Source organism: Alterinioella sp. B-7 (assembly GCF_056857775.1).
Genome location: NZ_JBSXNT010000015.1, coordinates 12,947 through 33,732 on the forward strand (window position 1 = coordinate 12,947; position 20,786 = coordinate 33,732).

Here is a 20,786-nt window from a genome sequence, read left to right on the forward strand (position 1 = left end):
AGATACGACATGCAAGATAACCTCCTGTCCATCGTCACCTTCCTGCCGCTCGTCGCCGCAATCGTGATGGCCGTGTTCCTGCGCGGCAATGATGAGGCCGCGCAGCTTGGCGCGAAACGCATGGCGCTGTTTGTCACCGCCGCGAATTTCGTCATCTCGCTGTTCATCCTGACCCGGTTCGACGCCTCCAATCCCGGCTTCCAGCTTGTCGAGGAGGGCGAGTGGATGATGGGCCTGACCTACAAGGTGGGCGTCGACGGGATCAGCGTGCTCTTCGTGCTGCTGACCACCTTCCTGATGCCCCTGACCATCGCCGCCTGTTGGGGGGTCAGCACCCGCGTCAAGGAATACATGATCGCGCTGCTGGTGCTGGAGGCGCTGATGATCGGCGTCTTCGTGGCGCTGGATCTCGTCCTCTTCTACCTCTTCTTCGAGGCGGGGCTGATCCCGATGTTCCTGATCATCGGCATCTGGGGCGGCAAGGACCGCATCTATGCCGCGTTCAAGTTCTTCCTCTACACCTTCCTCGGCTCGGTCCTGATGCTGGTGGCGATCGTGGCGATGTATATTGATGCCGGCACCACCGACATCCCGGCGCTTCTGGATCATCAGTTCAGCGCGGCCCCGCTTTCCGTCTTCGGCTTCCAGATCATGGGCGGATTGCAGACCGTGCTCTGGATCGCCTTCTTCGCAAGTTTCGCCGTCAAACTGCCGATGTGGCCAGTGCATACCTGGTTGCCCGATGCCCATGTGCAGGCGCCCACGGCCGGTTCGGTCGTGCTGGCCGCGATCCTGTTGAAGATGGGCGGCTACGGCTTCCTGCGTTTCAGCCTGCCGATGTTCCCCGTCGCGTCCGACATGATGGCCGAGTTCGTCATGTGGCTGTCGGTCATCGCGATCATCTACACCAGCCTGGTGGCGATGGTGCAGGAGGATATGAAGAAGCTGATCGCCTATTCCTCCGTCGCGCATATGGGTTATGTCACGATGGGCATTTTCGCCGCCAACCAGCAGGGCGTCGATGGCGCGATCTTCCAGATGATCAGCCACGGCTTCATCTCCGGCGCGCTGTTCCTCTGCGTGGGCGTGATCTATGACCGGATGCACACGCGCGAGATCGACGCCTATGGCGGTCTGGTGAACCGGATGCCCGCCTATGCCGCCATCTTCATGCTGTTCACCATGGCCAATGTCGGCCTGCCCGGCACGTCGGGCTTCGTGGGCGAGTTCCTGACCCTGATCGGCGTCTTCCAGGTCAACACCTGGATCGCGGTCCTGGCCGCGACCGGCGTGATCCTCAGCGCCGCCTACGCGCTCTGGCTCTATCGCCGGGTGGTGTTCGGCGATCTGATCAAGGAAAGCCTGAAATCCATCACCGACATGTCGACGCGCGAGCGCCTGATCTTCGCGCCGCTCATCTTCATGACGATCCTGCTTGGCGTCTATCCGAGCCTCGCGCTCGATATCATCGGCCCCTCGGTCGAGGCGCTTGTTTCCAATTACGACCTGGCGCTGGAAAACCTCGTTCCCGCCAACGCCGTCGCTGCCAGCAACTAGGGGTTTCTCGATGCTCGCCTCCGATCTCTCCATCCTGCTGCCCGAGATCATCCTCGCCGTCTTCGCGATGCTTGGCCTGATCACGGCGGTCTATACCTCCAAGGACGGGCTGGCCCCGGTGCTGGTCTGGCTGACCGTCGCGGTCTTCGTGGGCGTTGCGGCGATGATCGGCCTGTCGGGCGGGCCGACGCAATCGGCCTTTGGCGGCATGTTCATCGACGATGGCTTTTCGCGTTTCGCCAAGGTGGTGATCCTGCTCTCGGCGGCCGCGATCCTCCTGGTGGGGCAGGAGTTCATGGTCCGCGACGACCTGATGCGGTTCGAATACCCGATGCTGATCACGCTGGCGGCGGTCGGCATGATGGTCATGGTCTCGGCGGGCGACCTGATGACGCTTTACATGGGGTTGGAGCTGCAATCCCTGTCGCTCTATGTCGTGGCGGCCCTGCGCCGCGATTCCGCGCGATCGACCGAGGCCGGCCTCAAGTATTTCGTGCTCGGCGCGCTCTCCTCGGGGCTGCTGCTCTATGGCGCGTCGCTGACCTACGGCTTCGCGGGCACCACGCTTTTCTCGGGCATATTCGAGGCGGCAGAAGGGGGCGCGTCGCTCGGCCTGGTCTTCGGCCTTGTCTTCATGATCGCGGGCCTGGCGTTCAAGGTCTCCGCCGCGCCGTTCCACATGTGGACGCCGGATGTCTACGAGGGCTCGCCCACGCCGGTCACCGCCTTCTTCGCCACCGCGCCCAAAGTGGCCGCGATGGGCCTTTTCGCGCGGCTGGCGCATGACGCGTTCGGCGGCGTTGTCGGCGACTGGCAGCAGATCGTCGCGCTTCTGGCGGTGTTCTCGATGTTCCTGGGCGCCATCGCCGCAATCGGGCAGACCGACATCAAGCGGCTGATGGCCTATAGCTCGATCACCCATATGGGCTTTGCCCTGATGGGGCTGGCGGCAGGCGACGAACAGGGCGTCAGCGCGATGCTGATCTACATGGCGATCTACGTCACGATGAATATCGGCACCTTCGCCTTCATCCTGTCGATGACCCGCGATGGCCGTCACGTCACCAATATCTCGGCGCTGAACGGGCTTTCGTCGCGTGAGCCGGTGAAGGCGCTGGCGCTGCTGGTGCTGATGTTCAGCCTTGCGGGCGTGCCGCCGCTGGTGGGGTTCTTCGGCAAATACGCGGTGCTGGTCGCCGCCGTGAATGCGGGGCTGAACTGGCTGGCGATCCTGGGTGTCATCGCCTCGGTGATCGGCGCGTTCTACTACATCCGCATCGTCTATTTCATGTATTTCGGCGAAGAGCGGGAGCCGCTCGATCCCTCCGGCAACCGGCTGGCGATGGTGGGCCTGATGACCGCCGCCGCGATCATGCTGCTCGGGGTCTTCAACCTCTTCGGGATCGACGACCTGGCGATGGCGGCGGCCGCGACGCTGGTCAACTGATCCATGACCGGCTGGCCCCAGGGCGTGGGCCGCCGGGTCTTGTCCACCGTTGACAGCACCATGGCCGAGGGCGCGCGCATAGCGCCGACGCTGGCCGGTCCCGAATGGGTGCTGGCACATGCGCAGACGGCGGGCCACGGACGCCGCGGCAGGGCCTGGGCGTCACCGTCGGGCAATTTCATGGCCTCGCTGGTGATGCGCCCGACCGAGCCGCCCGAGGTGGTCGCGCTGCGCAGCTTTGTCGCCGCACTTGCCTTGCGCGACGCGCTGCAGGACGCGACGGGCAGGGGCGACGGGTTGTCCCTGAAATGGCCCAATGATGTGCTTCTGAATGGCGGCAAGCTGGCCGGTATCCTGCTGCAGAGCATCGGGGCGGGCGCGCGCGTCGATCACCTGATCATCGGCATCGGCGTCAACCTCGCCACCGCCCCCGGCACGGGGGAGGTGGAGCCCGGCGCGGTGCCGCCCGTGAGCCTCCTCTCCGAGACCGGGGCGCAGGTCACGCCCGAGGACTTCCTCGACCTCCTCGCGCCCGCCTATGCCCGCCATGAGGCCGCCTTCACCACCTACGGCTTCGCGCCGATCCGCACCGCCTGGCTGGCAGGGGCCGCGAGACTGGGCGAGACCATCACCGCGCGCACGGGCCGCGAGGCCATTACGGGTCGGTTCGAGACCGTGGACGAGGCGGGCAACCTCGTCCTCTCAACCCCCGGGGGCCAGCGGATCATTTCCGCCGCCGAGATATTCTTCTGACCACGACAGGGAGGCCGCGACATGCTTCTGGCCATCGACACCGGCAATACCAACACCGTCTTCTCGATCTGGGACGGGGACCAGTTCCTGGCGACCTTCCGCACGACCACGGAACATCAGCGCACGGCGGATCAGTATTTCGTCTGGCTCTCGACGCTGATGGAGCACAGGAAGCTGCATGATGTGGTGATCACCGACGCCATCATCTCGTCGACCGTGCCGCGCGTGGTGTTCAACCTGCGCGTCCTCTGCGACCGCTACTTTGACTGCCGCCCGCTGGTGGTGGGCAAGCCCGACTGCCTGCTGCCGACGCCCCCCCGCGTCGATGAGGGCACGCAGGTGGGCCCCGACCGGCTGGTCAACACCGCCGCCGCCTATGACCGGCATGGCGGTGACTTGATCGTGGTCGATTTCGGCACCGCCACCACATTCGACGTGGTGGCCCATGACGGCGCTTACGTGGGCGGCGTCATCGCGCCGGGCGTGAACCTCAGCCTGGAGGCGCTGCACCGCGCCGCCGCCGCCCTGCCGCATGTCGATGTGACCAAGCCGCAATCCGTCATCGGCACCAACACGGTGGCCTGCATGCAATCCGGTGTCTTCTGGGGCTATATCGGCCTGGTGCGCGGCATCTGCGACCGGATCCGGGGGGAATATGACCGGCCGATGCGAATTATCGGCACCGGGGGGCTTGCGCCGTTGTTCTCGCAGGGCGATGTGCTATTTGACCTGATCGAGGACGACCTGACCATTCACGGACTGACCGTGATCTACAAATACAACAAGGAACACGGGGCAATATGAGCAAATCCAAACGGCTGATCTACCTCCCCCTCGGCGGCGCGGGGGAGATCGGGATGAATTGCTATGTCTACGGCTACGGCGCCGAAGGCAAGGAGCGGTTTATCCTGGTCGATATCGGCGTGAGCTTTCCCGACATGGACGGCACGCCGGGGGTGGACCTTATCCTGCCCGACATCGCCTGGCTGGCGGAGCGCAGCGATCGGCTGGACGGCATCTTCATCACCCACGCGCATGAGGATCATGTCGGCGCGGTCGGCCATCTCTACCGGCACCTCAAGGCGCCCGTCTTCGCGCGGCCCTTCACCGCCTATCACGCGCGCCGCAAGCTGGAGGAGGCAGGGGCCGACCCCGATGTGGTGGTCGAGGCCCCGGTATGGCCCGAGACGGTCACAGCGGGCCCCTTCACCGTGGGTTTCGCGCCGACCTCGCATTCGATCCCCGAGGCGTCCGCACTGGTCATCGACAGCCCCGGCGGCCGCATCGTGCATTCGGGCGATTTCAAGATCGACCATGACCCGCGCGTCGGCGAACCCTTCGATGAGGCGATGTGGGAGGAGATCGGCAACGCGGGCGTCCGCGCCCTGATCTGCGATTCCACCAACGTGTTTTCCCGCCATGAGGGCCGCAGCGAAAGCGAACTGCCAAAGCCCATCACCGAGCTTGTGGCAGGTGCCAGGGGCATGGTCGTTGCGACCACCTTCGCCTCGAACATCGCGCGGCTGAAGACGCTGGCCGAGGCCGGCAAGGCGGCGGGGCGCACCATCGTGCTGATGGGCCGGGCGATGAAACGCATGGTGACGGCGGGGGTGGAAACCGGCGTGCTCAAGGATTTCCCCGCCACCATCAGCCCCGAGGACGCAACCCAGATCCCGCGCGAGAACCTCATGCTGATCGTGACCGGCAGTCAGGGCGAACGCCGCGCGGCCTCGGCGCAGCTCAGCCGTGGCAAGTATCTCGGCCATCAGCTCAAGGAAGGGGACATGTTCCTCTTTTCCTCCAAGACCATTCCGGGCAACGAGATCGGCGTCGCCCGCATCCAGAACGCGCTGTCCGAACTGGGGGTCGAGATCGTGGATGAGCAAAGCGGCTTCTACCACGTCTCGGGCCATGCCAACCGGCCCGACCTGCAGAAGATGCACGCGCTGGTGAAGCCGCAGATCCTGATCCCCAACCATGGCGAACACCGCCATTTGCGCGAACATTGCCGGGTGGGTGAGGGCGGTGGCGTGTCGTCGATACTGGCCCCGAACGGGTCGCTGGTGCAGCTGTCCGGCAATGCGCCGGGCGTGGTCGAGCATGTCGAGGTCAGCCGCACCTACCTGGATGGCTCACGCCTCATTGGGGCCTTTGACGGCGTCGTGCGCGACCGCATGAAACTGGCGCTGAACGGGCTGGTGGTCGTGGCGCTGATCGTCGACGAGGATGACACATTGCTGGAAGGCGCCTGGGTCGAGACGCGCGGTTTGCCCGAGACCATCGGCAAGGGCGCATCGCTGCAAGAGGCGCTGGAGGACAACCTGGAAGGGCTGTTGCCGCGCCTCGACGACAAGACGGTGATGGATGACGACAAGCTGGAAGACGCGGTGAAACGCGCCGTCCGGCAGGTCTGCGTGGCCGAGATCGGGCGCAAGCCCGAGGTCACGGTGATCACGTCACGGCTGATGGCGGATTGATGCGGTCGCGGCGGGGGGAGGCTTTTCGAAAAGCCTCCTGAGGGCCTTCGAAGGCCCTCACCCCCGTCAGGCCGCGCTTTCGTTGTCGTTTTCTGCCTCGGACGGCTCCTCGGCAGGCGCTTCCGCCTCGGGGGTCTCTTTCGGCTTCTTCGCACGGGATTTCCGCTTCGGCTTGGGCTTTTCCTCTGCCGCTGTCTCCGGGGTTTCCTCGACGTCGATCTCGACCGTTTCGTCCTCATCGGTATCCGGTGTCACGGGCCGCCCGCGCCGCTCATCGAAGCTGAGCGCGATGAAATCGGGCAGGTGATCGCCAAGGCCGACAACCTGACCCCTGGAGCCACTGCCACCGCCACCACGGCTGCTGCCGCGCGACGACCTGCGCGGGGCCTCTTTCGGCTTCTCCGCGGGCTGTTCCGGGGTCTTCGCCTCGGCGGGTGTCTCCTCGGCCTCAGGCTCCTTCGGCTTGGACCGCGAGCGGCTGCGCGATTTGCGGGCGGGTCTTTCCTCGTCCTGCTCCGGCTTGGCCGGGGACGTGCCGCTGCCGCCGGGAGACCACGGGGCTTCGATGCGCGGCACCGGCTGGCCGATCAGATCCTCGATCGCCGAGAGATATTTTCCGTCCGAGGGCACCGCCAGCATGATTGTCGTGCCCTTGCGACCCGCGCGGCCCGTGCGTCCGATGCGGTGGACGTAATCCTCGGCATGGCTCGGCACGTCGTAATTCAGCACGTGGCTGACATTGGGAATATCCAGCCCGCGCGCCGCCACATCCGAGGCCACCAGGAACTTGATCGAACCGTCGCGGAAGCCGTCCAGCGTCCGCGTGCGGTGCGACTGGTCCAGATCGCCATGGATCGGCTCGGCGTTCAGCCCGTGTTTCTTGAGCGACTTCGCCACCACATCCACATCCACCTTGCGGTTGCAGAAGATGATCGCGTTGGTCAGTTTCTCGCCTTCGCCCGTGATCACCGCGCGCAGCATCTCGCGTTTCTGCTTGGCGGTCTGGTCGCGGCGGGTGGGCTGGAATTCCACCAGCCCTTGCAGGATCGTGTCCGAGGCCGTGGCCTGGCGCGCCACCTCGATCCGCTCGGGGTTCGAGAGGAACATGTTGGTGATGCGCTCGATCTCGGGGGCCATGGTGGCCGAGAAAAAGAGCGTCTGCCGGGTGAACGGCGTCAGGCCGAAGATGCGCTCGATATCGGGGATGAAGCCCATGTCCAGCATCCGGTCGGCCTCATCGACCACCATGACCTTGACGTCGGAAAGGATCAGCTTGCCGCGCTCGAAATGATCAAGCAGTCGGCCCGGCGTCGCGATCAGAACGTCGACGCCCTTGTCGATCAGCTTGTCCTGTTCCTTGAAGCTGACGCCGCCGATCAGCAGCGCCTTGGTCAGGTTCACATGCTTGGAATAGGTGTCGAAGTTTTCCGCCACCTGGGCGGCCAGTTCGCGGGTCGGGCACAGCACCAGGCTGCGCGGCATCCGGGCGCGGGCGCGGCCACGGGCCAGCACGGTGATCATCGGCAGGGTGAAGCTGGCGGTCTTGCCGGTGCCGGTCTGGGCGATCCCCAGAACGTCGCGGCCTTCCAGCGCGGGCGGGATGGCGCCGGCCTGGATCGGCGTCGGCTCGGTATAACCGGCGTCGACAACGGCTTTCAGAACCTTGGGATTAAGGTTGAGATCGGAAAATTTGGTCATATGCGTCCAGTCAGGCGGGCATCGGTGCCCGGAGAAATTGGGTGATTGGAGCGCATGGTATCCTGTCGCGCCCCGCGGGCTGAGCGTCTCCGCAGATCGGGACGCTGCGCCCCGCAATAGACTATGCGGGCATGATCGTCAAATGGCTGTTTTCGCGGGGCCTTAGCCTGTGTTGCTGCGGGCGCGCATCCGCGAGAGCCGGGCAAAGACGCTGCGTGGATCCCCCATCAGGTCGCGCAAGAGGCAGCGGGTCATGGCGGCGCAAGGGCCTCGGCAAAAAGTGCGGCGGGCGCTTGGATGGGAATGGCCCCTTCACGCCCGATCAGGGTGGCGGAAAACCCGTTGCGCGCGGCGTGTTCCAGCATCATCGGCCCAAGCGCGATGAACCCGACCGCGTTGTCGCGGCAAGTGCCGTGGGTGCAGCCCGCGCGGCTGGGAAGGCGGCGGAAGGGCAGTGCGCGCCCGTCCTGCCAGGCCTGCCACATGCGGACCCGATGCACCCCGTCGCGGCGTTGCTGGATGACCAGCGCGCGGGTGGTCTCAACCCCGTCCGTGGCGATCAGGAAATGGCCCAGAAGCACGTGATGCGGGTGATCCGAGATCACCACCTGCCGCGTCACCGAGCCCGACAGGCCCGTATCGGGCGACACCAGGGCGGGTTCGGCCGCACAGGCGGAGAGGATCAGGCAAAGGGCAAGCGCACGCAGCATCGCCGCGAGCCTGGACCTATCGGGGTTAAGATCGGGTTAAGGCAACCTGGAGAGAGAGGCAGCGCCCGCCCCTTACACCATCATTTCCTTGGTCGCCGAGAGCGTCACATCGGGGTAGTCGCGCACAACGCGGTCGATATCCCACTGCATCCGGGTCAGGAAGACCTGGTCGCCATCGTTGTCGATCGCCATGTGCTGCTTGTTGGCGTTGATGAACTTATCGACTGCGGCCTTGTCGCCCGTCACCCACCGGGCCGAGGTGAATTGCGACGCCTCGAAGCGCACGGGCAGGCCGTATTCCAGCTCGATCCGGCTTGCCAGGACCTCGAATTGCAGCGCGCCGACGACGCCGACGATGAAGCCCGAGCCGAAACTTGGCTTGAAGATCTTGGCGGCGCCCTCCTCGGCAAACTGCATCAGCGCCTTTTCCAGGTGCTTGGCCTTGAGCGGATCGCCCGCGCGGCAGGTTTGCAGCAGTTCCGGGGCGAAGGAGGGGATGCCGGTAAAGCGCAGCGCCTCGCCTTCGGTCAGCGCGTCACCGATGCGCAATTGTCCATGGTTCGGGATGCCCATGATGTCGCCGGCCCAGGCTTCCTCGGCCAGCTCGCGGTCGCTGGCCAGGAACAGCACCGGATTGCTGATCGCCATCGGCTTCTTCGTGCGCACATGGGTCAGCTTCATGCCGCGCTTGAAATGGCCCGAGGCGAGACGCACGAAGGCCACCCGGTCGCGGTGCTTGGGGTCCATGTTGGCCTGCACCTTGAAGACGAAGCCGGTGACCTTGCCCTCCTCGGGCGCGACCTCGCGCGGGGTCGCGGTCTGCACCTGCGGCTCAGGGCCGTAACCCGCGATGCCTTCCATCAATTCCTTGACGCCGAAACTGTTGATGGCCGAGCCGAACCAGATCGGGGTCAGCGTGCCCTCGGCCATGGACTGCCGGTCGAAGCGGGGCAGCAACTCGCGCGCCATCTCGACCTCCTCGCGCAGCTTCTCCAGCAAATCGGCGGGGATGTGATCGGCCAGCGCGGGGTCGTCCAGCCCCTCGATCTTGACGCTTTCGGCGACCACGTTGCGGTCGGCGCGGTCCATCAGTTCCAGCCGGTCATTGATCAGGTCGTAGCAGCCCAGGAACTCGCGCCCCATCCCGATGGGCCAGCTTGCTGGCGTCACGTCGATGGCCAGGTTCTCCTGGATCTCGTCGATGATATCGAAGGTGTCGCGGCTTTCGCGGTCCATCTTGTTGCAGAAGGTCAGGATCGGCAGGTCGCGCATCCGGCAGACCTCGAACAGCTTCTGCGTCTGGCTTTCGACGCCCTTGGCCCCGTCGATCACCATCACGGCGGAATCGACGGCGGTGAGGGTCCGGTAGGTATCCTCGGAGAAATCCGAGTGGCCGGGGGTGTCGACCAGGTTGAAGCGATACTTGCCGTATTCGAACGACATGGCCGAGGCGGAGACGGAAATGCCCCGGTCCTTCTCCATCTGCATGAAGTCCGACCGCGTGCGCCGCGCCTCGCCCTTGGCGCGCACCTGTCCCGCCATCTGGATCGCCCCCCCGAAGAGCAGGAATTTCTCGGTCAGCGTGGTCTTGCCCGCATCAGGATGGCTGATGATGGCAAAGGTCCGCCGACGGGCAATCTCGGGCGGAAGGGCAGGGCGGTTTGAGGCATGATCCAGCATGGAGGCGCGTATAGGTGAAGCGGCAGGCGGGGGCAATCGGTGTCGCGCGATCTCGGGTGGTCGTGACGAAAATCGCTGTTTCCAGAGGGCCTTTGTAAATGGGATCTTGCGAAACACGGGAGGCGGAAACGCCTTCCTTTCCCAGTGCGACAGCCTGTGGTGCAGTCGAGATTTCGACCAAATGACGGTCTACCGTGTCAAGACCGAGAACCACGAGATGATCCTGGCCAATGGCGTCCCGGCGGAGAGCTTCATCGACTATGTCGGACGTGCCGCCTTCGACAACCACGCGGAATATCTCGACCTCTACGGCTGCGAGCAGCTGATCCCGGAGATGCCCGCCCCGCGTATCTCGACCGCGCGCCTGCTGCCCGAGGCGATCCGCGCGCGGTTGGGGATCGCCATGGAAACGGTCCCGCTCAGCGCCTGACGCCCGGCCTCAGGGCCTCGCGATCAGCACGTCGCAGGGCGGCACCCGCATCAGCGAGGTCGCGACGCTGCCCAACAGCGCCCGGTGCTGTCCGACCTGGCCATGCGCGCCCGCGCTGATCAGCGTGGTGGCCCCGCGGGCGGCCTCGTTCGACAGCACGTCCAGCGTGCTGCCGGTGCGGATCACGGTCGGCGCGGCGGCGGCGGGCAGCGGATATTCCCCGCGCCAGCGCGCATCGCTTTCACGCGCCGCCTTGCGGAAACTGGCCTCGATATCGTCGGTGCCGCCGGCCTGGGTCAGGATGCCCTGGTAGGGGACATGGATCGAATGCACCGGCGTCAGACGCGCGGCGGGGGCCAGCTCATGCGCCAGCTTGATCGCGGCGGCGGCGGCGGGCGAGAAATCGGTCGCGCCAAGGATATGGTCGTAGGGCGCTTCGGTCGGATCGACCGCGACCAGAACCGGGCAATCGGTCAGCCGCACGATGCGCTGCGCCGTGGTCTCGCGGATGCTGTCCAGAAAGCGTCGCTCGCGATGCGTGCCCATGATCAGCAGGTCGGGCCCCATCTCGCGCACCAGGTCGATCACGGTGGCGGTGGGGTCGCCGATGACGACCTTGACCGTCGTCCTGACCGCCTCGGGCGCAGCCTCCAGCATCCGGCGCAGGTCGCCTTCGCAGGCGGCCTTCAACTCGACCGCGATCGTATCGGGCGTGGCGTCATCGACGACATGCAGCACGCTGAGCATGGCCCCGGTGGCGTCGGCCAGCTGCACCGCCCGACGCAGGGCGCGGTCGCTGCGGGCGGACATGTCGGTGGCGACAAGGTACGAAAGGCTCATGGACGGATACTCCTGAAAAGGGGCGCTTTGCAGGTCAGATGGGGCGCCGGACCCATTCTCACAAGAGCGTGAGGCGCCGCCGCGACGATATGGCCGTCAGTCGCGCGCCTTGCCCTGGCTGGCGCGGGTCAGGCGGGTGGCGGGGTCTTCCCCGCCCTCCAGCGCGGTTTCCTGCACCTCGATCTCGGCGGCGTTCATCCGGTCCGAGGCATTGTCGCCGGGGGCCACGTCCTCGGGCAGGGCGGCGCGGGTCTGGGGCGTGACCAGCAGGCTTTCGACCGCGACGCCCTCGGCATAGATGATCTCGTGGCTGTCAAAGAGGATCTGGTAGGTCTCGATGAAGCCGCCTTCCTCGCGGGTGATGGTGTCGCCATTGACCAGATGCGCGGCCTTGACCAGCACCTCGGCGCGGCCGGTGCCAAGTTCATCCCGGCGCTGCCAGATGAAGAGGCGATGATGCGGGGAAAGGCGCAGGTCGCGGGCGACGTTCAGGGTGCCCTCGGCAATGCGCACGGGCGCCAGCGCCCCGGTCGCGCGCTGCACCTGCTGGCCGATCCAGCGAATAGGCTGCGGGCCGTGGTCGCGGGTCAGCAGGCGGTCGCCCTCGGCCAGCTCCTCGACCGGTTTCTGTGCGCCGCCCGCCAGCGTCAGGTGCGTGCCCGAGATGAAGCTGACACAGGCGATATCGGCCAGCCGTGCGGGCGCGCTCTCGGTCTCCGAGGCGACCAGTTCATATTCGCCGCGCGGCTCCAGCGTGGCCAGCGGCAAAACGTGGCGGGTGGTAGCCTCCTCGCCCGAGACGCCGAGGACAAGCAGGTCGATCAGTGTGCCGTCAGGGGCCATCACGCTGTGGCAGACCTCCAGCGTCACGCGGTCGCCGGGGCGGCCCACCTTGCTGCCATCGGCCACCTCCTGCCCCTCGGGGCCGTCCCAGATCGCCAGGGCGGCGGGCAGGGCGTCGCGGTGCAGCCGGTAGAGGTCGCCCGGCACGACATCGGCCAGCCCCCCCATCGGATCCTTCTCATTCGCGCCCCAGGACACGGTCAGGGCCTGCGCGGGATAGGTCGGAAAGCTGAACTGCGCGGTGCGGCGGGGCATGTCACTGGTCCTGGGGCTCGGGGGCTTTTTCACCTGCCTAGGAGGCGCGCGCGGACCCGTCAAGCGGCAGGTGCTGGTGCGCGGGTGCGGGCGATGCTAAGCCTGCGCCAACACGGTCAACAATCTGGGAGAGCTTCGATGGATCTGGGAATTGCAGGAAAACGCGCGTTGGTCTGCGCGTCCTCCAAGGGTTTGGGACGCGGCTGCGCCGAGGCGCTTGCGGGCGCGGGCGTCAACCTGGTGCTGAACGCGCGCGGGGCGGACGCGCTGGAGGAAACGGCCGCGGCGATCCGCAAGGCCCATGGCGTCGAGGTCACCGCCGTTGCCGCCGACATCACCAGCGAGGCGGGCCGGGCCGAGGTTCTGGCCGCCGCGGGCGATGTCGATATCCTGGTCACCAATGCGGGCGGCCCACCGCCGGGCATGTGGACCGACTGGGAGCGTGAGGATTTCATCAAGGCGATCGACGCCAACATGCTGACGCCGATCGCGCTGATGAAGGCGCTGATGCCCGGCATGATCGACCGGGGATGGGGCCGCGTGGTCAACATCACCTCGCAATCGGTGAAATCGCCCATCGCGGTCCTGGGCCTGTCCAATTCCGCCCGCGCCGGGCTGACCGGCTATGTCGCCGGAACCGCGCGCCAGGTGGCCGAGAAGGGCGTTGTGATCAACAATCTGCTGCCCGGCATCCATGCCACGGACCGGGCGGATTCGCTGGATTCCGGCGTGGCGAAGGCGCAGGGCATCTCGCTGGAGGAGGCCAGGGACAGGCGCGCCTCGGGCATTCCCGCGCGCCGCTATGGCACGGCGGAAGAATTCGGCGCCACCTGCGCGTTCATGTGTTCGCAACATGCGGGCTACATGATCGGGCAGAACATCCTGCTCGATGGCGGCGCGCTGAACGCCACCTTGTAAGCGCAAAGGCGGGATCGGGAGGGGGCAAGCGCGCTCTCTCGTCCCGCTGAGCCGCGATTTCGGCGGATTTCGTGGCCATTTCGGGCTTCGGAGACAGGGCAAAACCTGAGGCTTTCCGGGCCTCGCCATGTGATCCGCCGCAGTTCACTGAATTTTAAGGAAAATCCGCGACACCTTGGATAGGGTGCCGGGGCTGTGCCGTGCCGATTGTCATATGTTCGGGACGCAAGGCGCGAGGTTGAGACGGGCGATGGGATAGCGTCGGTCTGGGGGTTTGGGCGGTTGAATCGAGTTTCGATCAAAAGACGTGTCATCACTGAAATTTTGGCACAGAACACGACATTTTGCATCAAAACCCGAGGGGCACAGATTCCAAATACACAACACAGACAGGGTAGTCAGTTTCAGAGTCGTCGTATAAGATTCCATATATACGATAATCTTGCTGGTTTTCGGCAGGATGTCGGAAAATCATCGTTCACAGAGCAAAATTTTGTGATCAAATCGCTCAAACACCGAAGATTTTTCTCGCTGGCTCCCGGCATGTCGGGCCGAATCCGCCGACCTGCGGCGAACTGGCCGAAATCTCGCGGATCGCGGCGTGATTTTTATACCCTGCCGGATGGCACCTATGTGGACAAGTCTGTGGATGAAACAGGAAAGACATGGGATTCAAGTGTGATATCTCTGCATCTTGGAAAACTGGTTGAAGCGGCGTCTTCGGTCCCGACCGGCATGGCACGGCTTGAATCAGCCGCCGGTCGCTGGTAGCTGCAAAACCCGATGTAATTGATCGGAAATCCCATCGCCGTGCTGCCCGCCGCCCGCCTGGAAGTCGACCATATCACCTGTGACTTCGACGGGCGCAGGGTGCTGTATGACGTCTCGCTGGATGTCGCGGCGGGGCAGGTCATGTGCCTTCTGGGGCCGTCGGGCTGCGGCAAGACCACAACCTTGCGCGTCATCGCCGGGATCGAGCGGCAGAGCCAGGGCAAGCTGCGCATCGACGGGCAGACGCTGGCGGATGGCGCCCTGCACCTGCCGCCAGAGGCGCGCAGTGTCGGGCTGATCTTCCAGGATTTCGCGCTTTTTCCGCATCTCAGCGTGGCGCGGAACATCTCCTTCGGCCTGTCCGGCACGCGCCGCGAAAAGGCGGCCCGTGTCGAGGAGCTTCTGGCCCGCGTCGATCTGCAAGGCTATGCCGACAAGGCCCCCCACATGCTGTCGGGCGGTGAACAGCAACGCGTGGCGCTGGCCCGCGCGCTGGCCCCGAAACCCGCCGTGATGCTGATGGATGAGCCGTTTTCCGGCCTCGACAACCGGCTGCGTGACGGTATCCGCGACGAAACCCTGGACCTTCTGCGCGAGGAGGGGACCGCTGTTGTCCTCGTCACGCATGAACCCGAGGAGGCGATGCGCATGGCCGATACCATCGCGCTGATGCGGGGCGGGCGGATCGTGCAGCAGGGCGCGCCCTACAACATCTACAACGCGCCCTGCGACAAGGACGCGGCCGCCTTCTTCTCGGATATCAATGTGATCACAGGCACCGTGCAGGGTGCGCTGACCGACACCGCCTTCGGCCAGTTTCTCGCCCCCGGCTATGCGGACGGCACCAAGGTCGAGATCGTGTTCCGCCCGCAGCACGTCAAGATCGACTTCGACCGCGGCGGCCGCGGCCCCAACCCCACTCCGCATGACGGCGTGCCCGCGCGCGGCGTCGTGGAACGGGCGCGCTTCATGGGCCATGAAAGCCTGGTCGAGTTCCGCATGGACTTCAACAACCAGATCCTCAAGGCCACGGTTCCGGCGGTCTTTTTGCCCAAGCCGGGAATGGCGCTATGGCTGACCGTGCGGCGCGAACGCTGCTTCGTGTTCCGCAAATAGGGCCGATGACGCGATTTTGCGCAGGAATCTGCCCCCGCCGCACCGATTTGGGCTTTGATCCGGGGCGCAGAGCCCATACATCAGGGGGGTGACAGTCGCGGCGGCGTCCCAAACCGCCCGCCGCAAACAGGAGACAAGACATGCTCAACAATATTGGCCTGCCGGGCATCCTGCTGATCGCGGTCGTCGTGCTGGTGCTTTTCGGGCGCGGCAAGATCGCCGGTCTGATGGGCGAGGTCGGCAAAGGCATCACGTCCTTCAAGCGCGGCGTGCGCGAGGGGTCCGACGAGATCGAGAATGCCAGCGATGACGATGCCGGCGAAACCGCCCGCGACGTGACCCCCGAACGGGACCGCGAAAACGCCTGAACCGGCGAGAGCTGCGGGATCGTGAGGATCGCCCATGTTTGACATTGGCATGTGGGAGCTGATGGTTGTCGGCGTCGTGGCGTTGATCGTCGTGGGGCCGAAGGACCTTCCCAAGATGTTTCGCACGCTCGGCCAGGTGACCGGGCGGCTCAAAGGCATGGCGCGCGAGTTCCAGACCACGATGAATGCCGCGGCCAGCGAGTCCGGCCTTGACGATATTTCCAACGATATCAAGGGGGCGGCGGATTTCGGCAAGGATTTCCGCGACCTCGCCAACCCGCGCAAGGCGGGGCAGACGGCGCTGAAGAAGGCGGGCTCCGCGATCGACAAATGGGGTCCGGGCGAGGGCGATGAGCCGCGCACCGATACCGAGCGGCTGGCCCAGGAACGTGCGGCGGCCGTGCGGGAACGTGCCGAGGCTGTCCGCGAACGGGCCGAAGCCGCGCGCGCCTCGGTGGCCGCGCGCAACCCGCTGCCGGACAAGGGCGACGATCCCGAGACCCAGGCGGAGCGCCCGGAGACATGAAGAAGGACGAGATCGAGGACAGCGCCGCTCCACTGATCGAGCACCTGACGGAGCTGCGCACGCGGCTGATCCGGTCGGTCCTGGCCTTCGTCGTGGCGATGGTGGCCTGCTTCACCGTGGCCGAAGCGATTCTGGAGTTCCTGTTCCAGCCTATCGCCGACATCCTGCGCGAACGCGGCGAGGATCCCCGGCTGATCTTCACCGCACCACAGGAGAAGTTCTTTACGCTCATTCGCGTCTCGGTCGTGGTGGGCTTCGGCCTGTCCTTCCCCGTGATCGCGCACCAGATGTGGCGCTTCGTGGCCCCTGGCCTCTATCGCACGGAAAAGAATGCGTTTTTGCCGTTCCTGATCGCGTCACCGCTGCTGTTCCTGCTTGGCGCTTCCTTCGCGCATTTCGTGGTGACGCCGCTGGCGATGCGATTCTTCATCGGCTTTTCCGACGTGATTCCCGCGCTGACCAACCTCATTGCGGGCACCGGGGTCGAGGGCGCGGTCGGCTCGGAGAGTGAGTTGCAGACGGTTTTCCTGGGCTCGGTCAAGGAATCGCTGGACCTGGAACTGAAATTCATCTTTGCCTTCGGCATCTGTTTCCAACTGCCCGTGCTGCTGACCCTGATGGGCAAGGCCGGGCTGGTCTCCGCAGAGGGCCTTGGAAACATGCGTAAATACGCAGTCGTAGGTATCCTGACGCTCGCCGCGCTGGTGACGCCGCCCGATGTGATCACACAGTTGATCCTCTTCGTCGTGGTCTATGGCCTCTACGAGATCTCGATCCAGCTTGTCCGGCTGGTGGAGCGCAAGCGCGACCGCGAATTGCGCGAGGAGGGGTTGCTGGACGAGGAAGACGCGTCGTGAGCGCCGAGGCGCTGGACCGGATCGCCGCAGCACTTGAGCGGCTGAGCCCCGCGGCCGCCGATCCGCCCGACTGGAATGCCGCCAGCGCCTTTGTCTGGCACGCCGATCCCGATCGTCTGGAGCCGGTGGCCGAGGTCAACCGGGTCGATCTGTCCCTGCTGCTTGGCATCAACCGCGCCCGCGATATCCTGGCGCAGAACACCCGTCAGTTTGCGGGCGGCCTACCTGCCAACAATGCCCTCCTCTGGGGCGCACGGGGGATGGGAAAATCATCTTTGATCAAGGCGATACATGCCGATGTTCAAGCGGATTTCCTGGCCCTGAAACTGGTCGAGGTGCAGCGCGAGGATCTGCCCTCCATCGGTCGGCTTCTGAGCATCCTGCGCGCAGCCCCGGTGCAGATCCTGCTTTTCTGCGACGACCTCAGTTTCAGCCATGACGACCAGCATTACAAATCGCTCAAGGCGGTTCTGGATGGCGGGGTCGAGGGGCGGCCCGAGAATGTGCTGTTCTATGCCACGTCGAACCGCCGCCACCTGATGCCGCGCGACATGATCGAGAATGAGCGCGGCTCGGCGATCAACCCGTCGGAAGCGGTCGAGGAGAAGGTGTCGCTCTCGGATCGTTTCGGCCTCTGGCTCGGGTTCCATCCCTGTTCACAGAACGATTACCTTGCCATGATCCGGGGCTATTGCGATGCCTACGGGGTCGAGATCGACGCGGACACGCTGCGCGCCGAGGCCATCGAATGGCAGGCCACGCGCGGCGCGCGGTCGGGCCGCGTCGCGTGGCAGTATTTCACCGATCTTGCGGGCCGGAGGGGCGTCCGGATTTAGGGCAGATAGGGCGTCGGATCGACGCTCTCGAAACCCTGGCGCACCTCGAAATGCAGGAAGGCGGGATCGCCCGCGCCGACATCGGCGATGGTCTGCCCGCGCGTGACGCGGTCGCCGCGCGAGACGCGGATATTGTCGATATTTGCGTAGACGGTCAGCAGGTTACCGGGGTGGCGCAGCACGAGGATTGGAACCTGGTCGGTGTCCCGCGTGATCGCCGCGACCTCACCGGCATCGGCGGCGAGAACGGGCGTGCCGGCGGCGGCGGCGATGTTGATGCCCTCGTTGCTGCCCGAGAATCCGCGAATGATCTCGCCCTGCACCGGGCGCTGCATCTGCGCCTCCGAAGCGGGCGGCTCAACCTCTTCGACCGGGTCGGGCGTGGGCGCCTCAAGGTCGGGGGTTTCGGGCAATTCGGCGGTCTCGATGGTTTCGGGCAGAGGCTCGGACGAGGAGGGCGGGATCGGCGTGACCGAGGCCCCGGGCGCGCGGCCATCGGGGTCGCTTTCCCCTTCGGACAGGACCAGCGGGATGATCAGGTATTGGCCGTCGCGCACCGTCAGGTCGGGGCCAAGCCCGTTCCAATCGGCCAGCGCGCGCACCGAGACGCCATAGAGCCGCGAGATCGAATAGGCGGTTTCGCCGCGCGTGACGCGGTGGCGCACGGGCTCGGACCCGCCCTGCACGGTGACGGTCGCGGTATTGCCCGCAGCGTCGGTCGTGGTCGTGGTCGTCTCATCGGCCCGGTCGATGGCTGCCGAGGCGATCGAGGTGATGTCGGCCGTGTCGGCGTCCGCACCCGGCGGCGTCACGCGGCGGGGCAGGGCCAGCACCTCATCCTGGCGCAGCGGGTCGCCAAGCTCGCGCCCGTTGAAGCGCGCCAATTCGCCGGGATCCATGCCGATCCGGTTGGCGATCCCGGTGATCGTGTCGCCGCGATTGGCCACCACGACCTGGTAATTGGGATAGGTGATGAGGCCGAATTGATCGGGCTCCGGCCGCGCTGCGGTTTCGGTGGACTGGATGCCGGGGCTCACGCCATTGCCGCGAAAGTCGAAATCGAACCCGCCGGGGCCGCCGCAGGCCGCGAGAAGGGGCAGGGTCATTCCGAACACGAATATGGGAAGGCGTGACATGGGCTCTGGCGTCCTCAGATAATGGCTCGATGCGCGCGTCTCTTTCGGCGGCGGCGGTTTGTTTTGCAAGCGTTTTACACGGAAAACGGGCGCGCAATCCACCCCTTTGAGCCATCAGTCGTGGCCGAGCCCCTCGATAAGCGGAACAAAGCGCACCGGGCAGAGCTCATCGTAATGCAGCCCGTCGCCCCGGCGGGTGACCTTGATCAGGCTTTGCACCGCGTCGGACTGGCCCACGGGCAGCACCATGATGCCGCCTTCCTTCAGCTGCGCCAGCAGGGGGCCGGGGGGATCCTCGGCTGCCGCCGTCACGATGATGCGGTCGAAGGGGGCCTGTTCGGGCAGGCCGAAACTGCCGTCGCCGGTGATCACGGTGACATTGTGCAGGTCCATCGTGTCAAAGAGCTTTTCGGTCTCGCGCGTCAGGCGGCGGTGGCGGTCGACGGTATAGACCCGCCGCGCCAGGTGGCTGAGAATCGCGGCCTGGTAGCCCGAGCCTGTGCCCACCTCCAGCACCTTGTCGCGCGGCTGCACGTTCAGCGCCTGCGTCATCAGCCCCACGACCGAGGGCTGGCTGATGGTCTGCCCCGAGGAGATCGGCAGCGGCATGTCGTCATAGGCGCGGTCGGCGAAATGGCCGCGCACGAACCGGCCCCGATCGACCTTTTCCATCGCATTCAGCGTGCGCGCATCGGTGACCCCCTTGGAGCGCAGGGCGAAGAGGAACTGCATCTTGCGCTCGGCGTCCCAGGTCATTCGAGAACCGCTTTCAGGTCGTCGATCAGGTCATGCGCCGTCAGGTCGGCGCGCAGGGGTGTGATCGAGATATAGCCTTCAAGGTTGGCATGGGCGTCGGTGCCCTCGGCGGCGCGCACCCGCTGATCGCCGCCCGCGATCCAGAGGAAGCGCCGCCCGGCGGGGGATTCCGTCGGCTCGACCCGGAAATTCACGCCCCGGCGGCGGCCCTGCGCGACGATGCGCGTGCCCTTCACATCCGGGCCGGGAAGGGGCGGGAAATTGACATTGTAGAAGGTCATGTAATCGTCGCCCGCCCAATGCCCCCGGTCCAGAAGCGCGCGGATGACCTGGCCGCCATGCTGTGCGGCGGCCTCGAACGGGTCGTCGCGGTCGCGGTTTTCGGGGCCGTAATATTGCGACAGGGCAATGGCGCGCACGCCTTGCAGCGCCGCCTCCATCGCGCCGCCGATGGTGCCGGAATAGAGCACGTTTTCGGCCGAGTTGTTGCCCCGGTTCACGCCCGACAGCACCAGGTCGGGGGGGGCGGCGATCATCGCGTCATGGATACCCGCCAGCACGCAATCGGCGGGCGATCCCTCGGCGGCGAAACGACGCTCGCCCAGTTGGGCGATCATCGTGGGTTGGGTGTAGCTGATGCAATGGCCGACGCCCGATTGCTCGAAGGCGGGCGCGACGGTCCAGACCTCGCCTTCGGGGCCCGCGATCTCATGGGCGATGGCCTCCAGCACCTTCAGGCCCGGCGCGTTGATGCCGTCGTCATTGGTGATCAGAATGCGCATCACTGCCCCTTTACCCGTCTCTAACCGGTG

General features: G+C 65.6%; 21 protein-coding genes. 13 read left to right on the top strand and 8 right to left on the bottom strand.

Annotated elements, in window-relative coordinates:
• The first annotated feature begins 9 nt into the window (after nt 1-9).
• The 5 genes from AC13C7_RS00980 to AC13C7_RS01000 are packed head-to-tail and all read left to right on the top strand — an operon-like array spanning nt 10 to nt 6,234.
• Nucleotides 10-1,557, top strand: a complete 1,548-nt coding sequence (locus AC13C7_RS00980; RefSeq protein ID WP_172317270.1) for an NADH-quinone oxidoreductase subunit M — start codon at nt 10-12, stop codon at nt 1,555-1,557.
• Between the two features lie 10 nt (nt 1,558-1,567).
• Complete coding sequence (gene nuoN / locus AC13C7_RS00985) at nt 1,568-3,004, top strand: NADH-quinone oxidoreductase subunit NuoN (RefSeq protein WP_172317272.1); 1,437 nt, start codon at nt 1,568-1,570, stop codon at nt 3,002-3,004.
• Nucleotides 3,005-3,007: 3 nt separating this feature from the next.
• Nucleotides 3,008-3,757, top strand: coding sequence for a biotin--[acetyl-CoA-carboxylase] ligase (locus tag AC13C7_RS00990; RefSeq protein ID WP_482866322.1), 750 nt, complete (start codon nt 3,008-3,010; stop codon nt 3,755-3,757).
• Between the two features lie 21 nt (nt 3,758-3,778).
• Nucleotides 3,779-4,561: a type III pantothenate kinase gene (locus tag AC13C7_RS00995; protein ID WP_172317276.1), complete on the top strand. Its 783-nt coding sequence runs from the start codon at nt 3,779-3,781 to the stop codon at nt 4,559-4,561.
• Entirely contained in the window at nt 4,558-6,234 is a 1,677-nt protein-coding gene (locus AC13C7_RS01000) for a ribonuclease J (protein ID WP_482866323.1), read from the top strand. The genes AC13C7_RS00995 and AC13C7_RS01000 overlap by 4 nt, the downstream gene beginning before the upstream one ends.
• A gap of 66 nt (nt 6,235-6,300) precedes the next feature.
• Here AC13C7_RS01000 and AC13C7_RS01005 read toward each other — a convergent pair whose 3' ends face one another.
• The 3 genes from AC13C7_RS01005 to AC13C7_RS01015 all read right to left on the bottom strand — a co-directional run bounded on the left by AC13C7_RS01005 (nt 6,301) and on the right by AC13C7_RS01015 (nt 10,322).
• Nucleotides 6,301-7,932 (bottom strand): DEAD/DEAH box helicase, encoded by a 1,632-nt coding sequence (locus tag AC13C7_RS01005; RefSeq protein WP_482866324.1) that lies wholly within the window; start codon nt 7,930-7,932, stop codon nt 6,301-6,303.
• A 251-nt stretch (nt 7,933-8,183) separates the two neighbouring features.
• Nucleotides 8,184-8,642 carry a hypothetical protein gene (locus AC13C7_RS01010; protein ID WP_482866325.1) on the bottom strand — a complete coding sequence of 153 codons (459 nt, stop codon included), beginning with the start codon at nt 8,640-8,642 and terminating at the stop codon, nt 8,184-8,186.
• Between the two features lie 72 nt (nt 8,643-8,714).
• Complete coding sequence (locus tag AC13C7_RS01015; protein ID WP_482866326.1) at nt 8,715-10,322, bottom strand: peptide chain release factor 3; 1,608 nt, start codon at nt 10,320-10,322, stop codon at nt 8,715-8,717.
• 181 nt (nt 10,323-10,503) lie between these two features.
• Between AC13C7_RS01015 and AC13C7_RS01020 the strand changes: the two genes are divergently transcribed.
• Entirely contained in the window at nt 10,504-10,752 is a 249-nt protein-coding gene (locus AC13C7_RS01020) for a hypothetical protein (RefSeq protein ID WP_482866327.1), read from the top strand.
• Between the two features lie 9 nt (nt 10,753-10,761).
• Here AC13C7_RS01020 and AC13C7_RS01025 read toward each other — a convergent pair whose 3' ends face one another.
• Together AC13C7_RS01025 and AC13C7_RS01030 are read right to left on the bottom strand one after the other, a co-directional pair.
• Nucleotides 10,762-11,592: a universal stress protein gene (locus AC13C7_RS01025; RefSeq protein WP_172317288.1), complete on the bottom strand. Its 831-nt coding sequence runs from the start codon at nt 11,590-11,592 to the stop codon at nt 10,762-10,764.
• A 96-nt stretch (nt 11,593-11,688) separates the two neighbouring features.
• Entirely contained in the window at nt 11,689-12,690 is a 1,002-nt protein-coding gene (locus AC13C7_RS01030; protein ID WP_482866328.1) for a Hint domain-containing protein, read from the bottom strand.
• A gap of 138 nt (nt 12,691-12,828) precedes the next feature.
• Here AC13C7_RS01030 and AC13C7_RS01035 point away from each other — a divergent pair, with 138 nt between their 5' ends.
• The 7 genes from AC13C7_RS01035 (at nt 12,829) to AC13C7_RS01065 (ending at nt 18,082) form a co-directional block, all read left to right on the top strand.
• The gene (locus AC13C7_RS01035) at nt 12,829-13,608 is read left to right on the top strand and encodes an SDR family oxidoreductase (RefSeq protein WP_172317292.1); all 780 of its coding nucleotides are present in this window, start codon (nt 12,829-12,831) and stop codon (nt 13,606-13,608) included.
• A 324-nt stretch (nt 13,609-13,932) separates the two neighbouring features.
• The gene (locus tag AC13C7_RS01040) at nt 13,933-14,379 is read left to right on the top strand and encodes a hypothetical protein (RefSeq protein ID WP_482866329.1); all 447 of its coding nucleotides are present in this window, start codon (nt 13,933-13,935) and stop codon (nt 14,377-14,379) included.
• A gap of 21 nt (nt 14,380-14,400) precedes the next feature.
• On the top strand, nt 14,401-15,495 hold the full coding sequence (locus AC13C7_RS01045; RefSeq protein WP_482866336.1) for an ABC transporter ATP-binding protein: 1,095 nt from the start codon (nt 14,401-14,403) through the stop codon (nt 15,493-15,495).
• Nucleotides 15,496-15,635: 140 nt separating this feature from the next.
• Nucleotides 15,636-15,863, top strand: a complete 228-nt coding sequence (locus AC13C7_RS01050; RefSeq protein ID WP_482866330.1) for a twin-arginine translocase TatA/TatE family subunit — start codon at nt 15,636-15,638, stop codon at nt 15,861-15,863.
• 34 nt (nt 15,864-15,897) lie between these two features.
• Complete coding sequence (gene tatB, locus AC13C7_RS01055; protein ID WP_172317296.1) at nt 15,898-16,389, top strand: Sec-independent protein translocase protein TatB; 492 nt, start codon at nt 15,898-15,900, stop codon at nt 16,387-16,389.
• The gene (tatC, locus tag AC13C7_RS01060) at nt 16,386-17,246 is read left to right on the top strand and encodes a twin-arginine translocase subunit TatC (protein WP_172317298.1); all 861 of its coding nucleotides are present in this window, start codon (nt 16,386-16,388) and stop codon (nt 17,244-17,246) included. The genes tatB and tatC overlap by 4 nt, the downstream gene beginning before the upstream one ends.
• Complete coding sequence (locus AC13C7_RS01065) at nt 17,243-18,082, top strand: ATP-binding protein (RefSeq protein ID WP_172317300.1); 840 nt, start codon at nt 17,243-17,245, stop codon at nt 18,080-18,082. The genes tatC and AC13C7_RS01065 overlap by 4 nt, the downstream gene beginning before the upstream one ends.
• On the opposite strand, the gene AC13C7_RS01070 is transcribed toward AC13C7_RS01065, so the two are convergent.
• The 3 genes from AC13C7_RS01070 to surE all read right to left on the bottom strand — a co-directional run bounded on the left by AC13C7_RS01070 (nt 18,079) and on the right by surE (nt 20,756).
• Nucleotides 18,079-19,188: a LysM peptidoglycan-binding domain-containing M23 family metallopeptidase gene (locus AC13C7_RS01070; RefSeq protein ID WP_235952578.1), complete on the bottom strand. Its 1,110-nt coding sequence runs from the start codon at nt 19,186-19,188 to the stop codon at nt 18,079-18,081. The genes AC13C7_RS01065 and AC13C7_RS01070 overlap by 4 nt on opposite strands.
• Nucleotides 19,189-19,332: 144 nt before the next feature.
• The gene (locus AC13C7_RS01075) at nt 19,333-19,974 is read right to left on the bottom strand and encodes a protein-L-isoaspartate(D-aspartate) O-methyltransferase (protein ID WP_172317304.1); all 642 of its coding nucleotides are present in this window, start codon (nt 19,972-19,974) and stop codon (nt 19,333-19,335) included.
• Entirely contained in the window at nt 19,971-20,756 is a 786-nt protein-coding gene (gene surE, locus AC13C7_RS01080) for a 5'/3'-nucleotidase SurE (protein WP_172317306.1), read from the bottom strand. Before surE ends, AC13C7_RS01075 begins: the two co-directional genes overlap by 4 nt.
• Between the last annotated feature and the right edge of the window lie 30 nt (nt 20,757-20,786).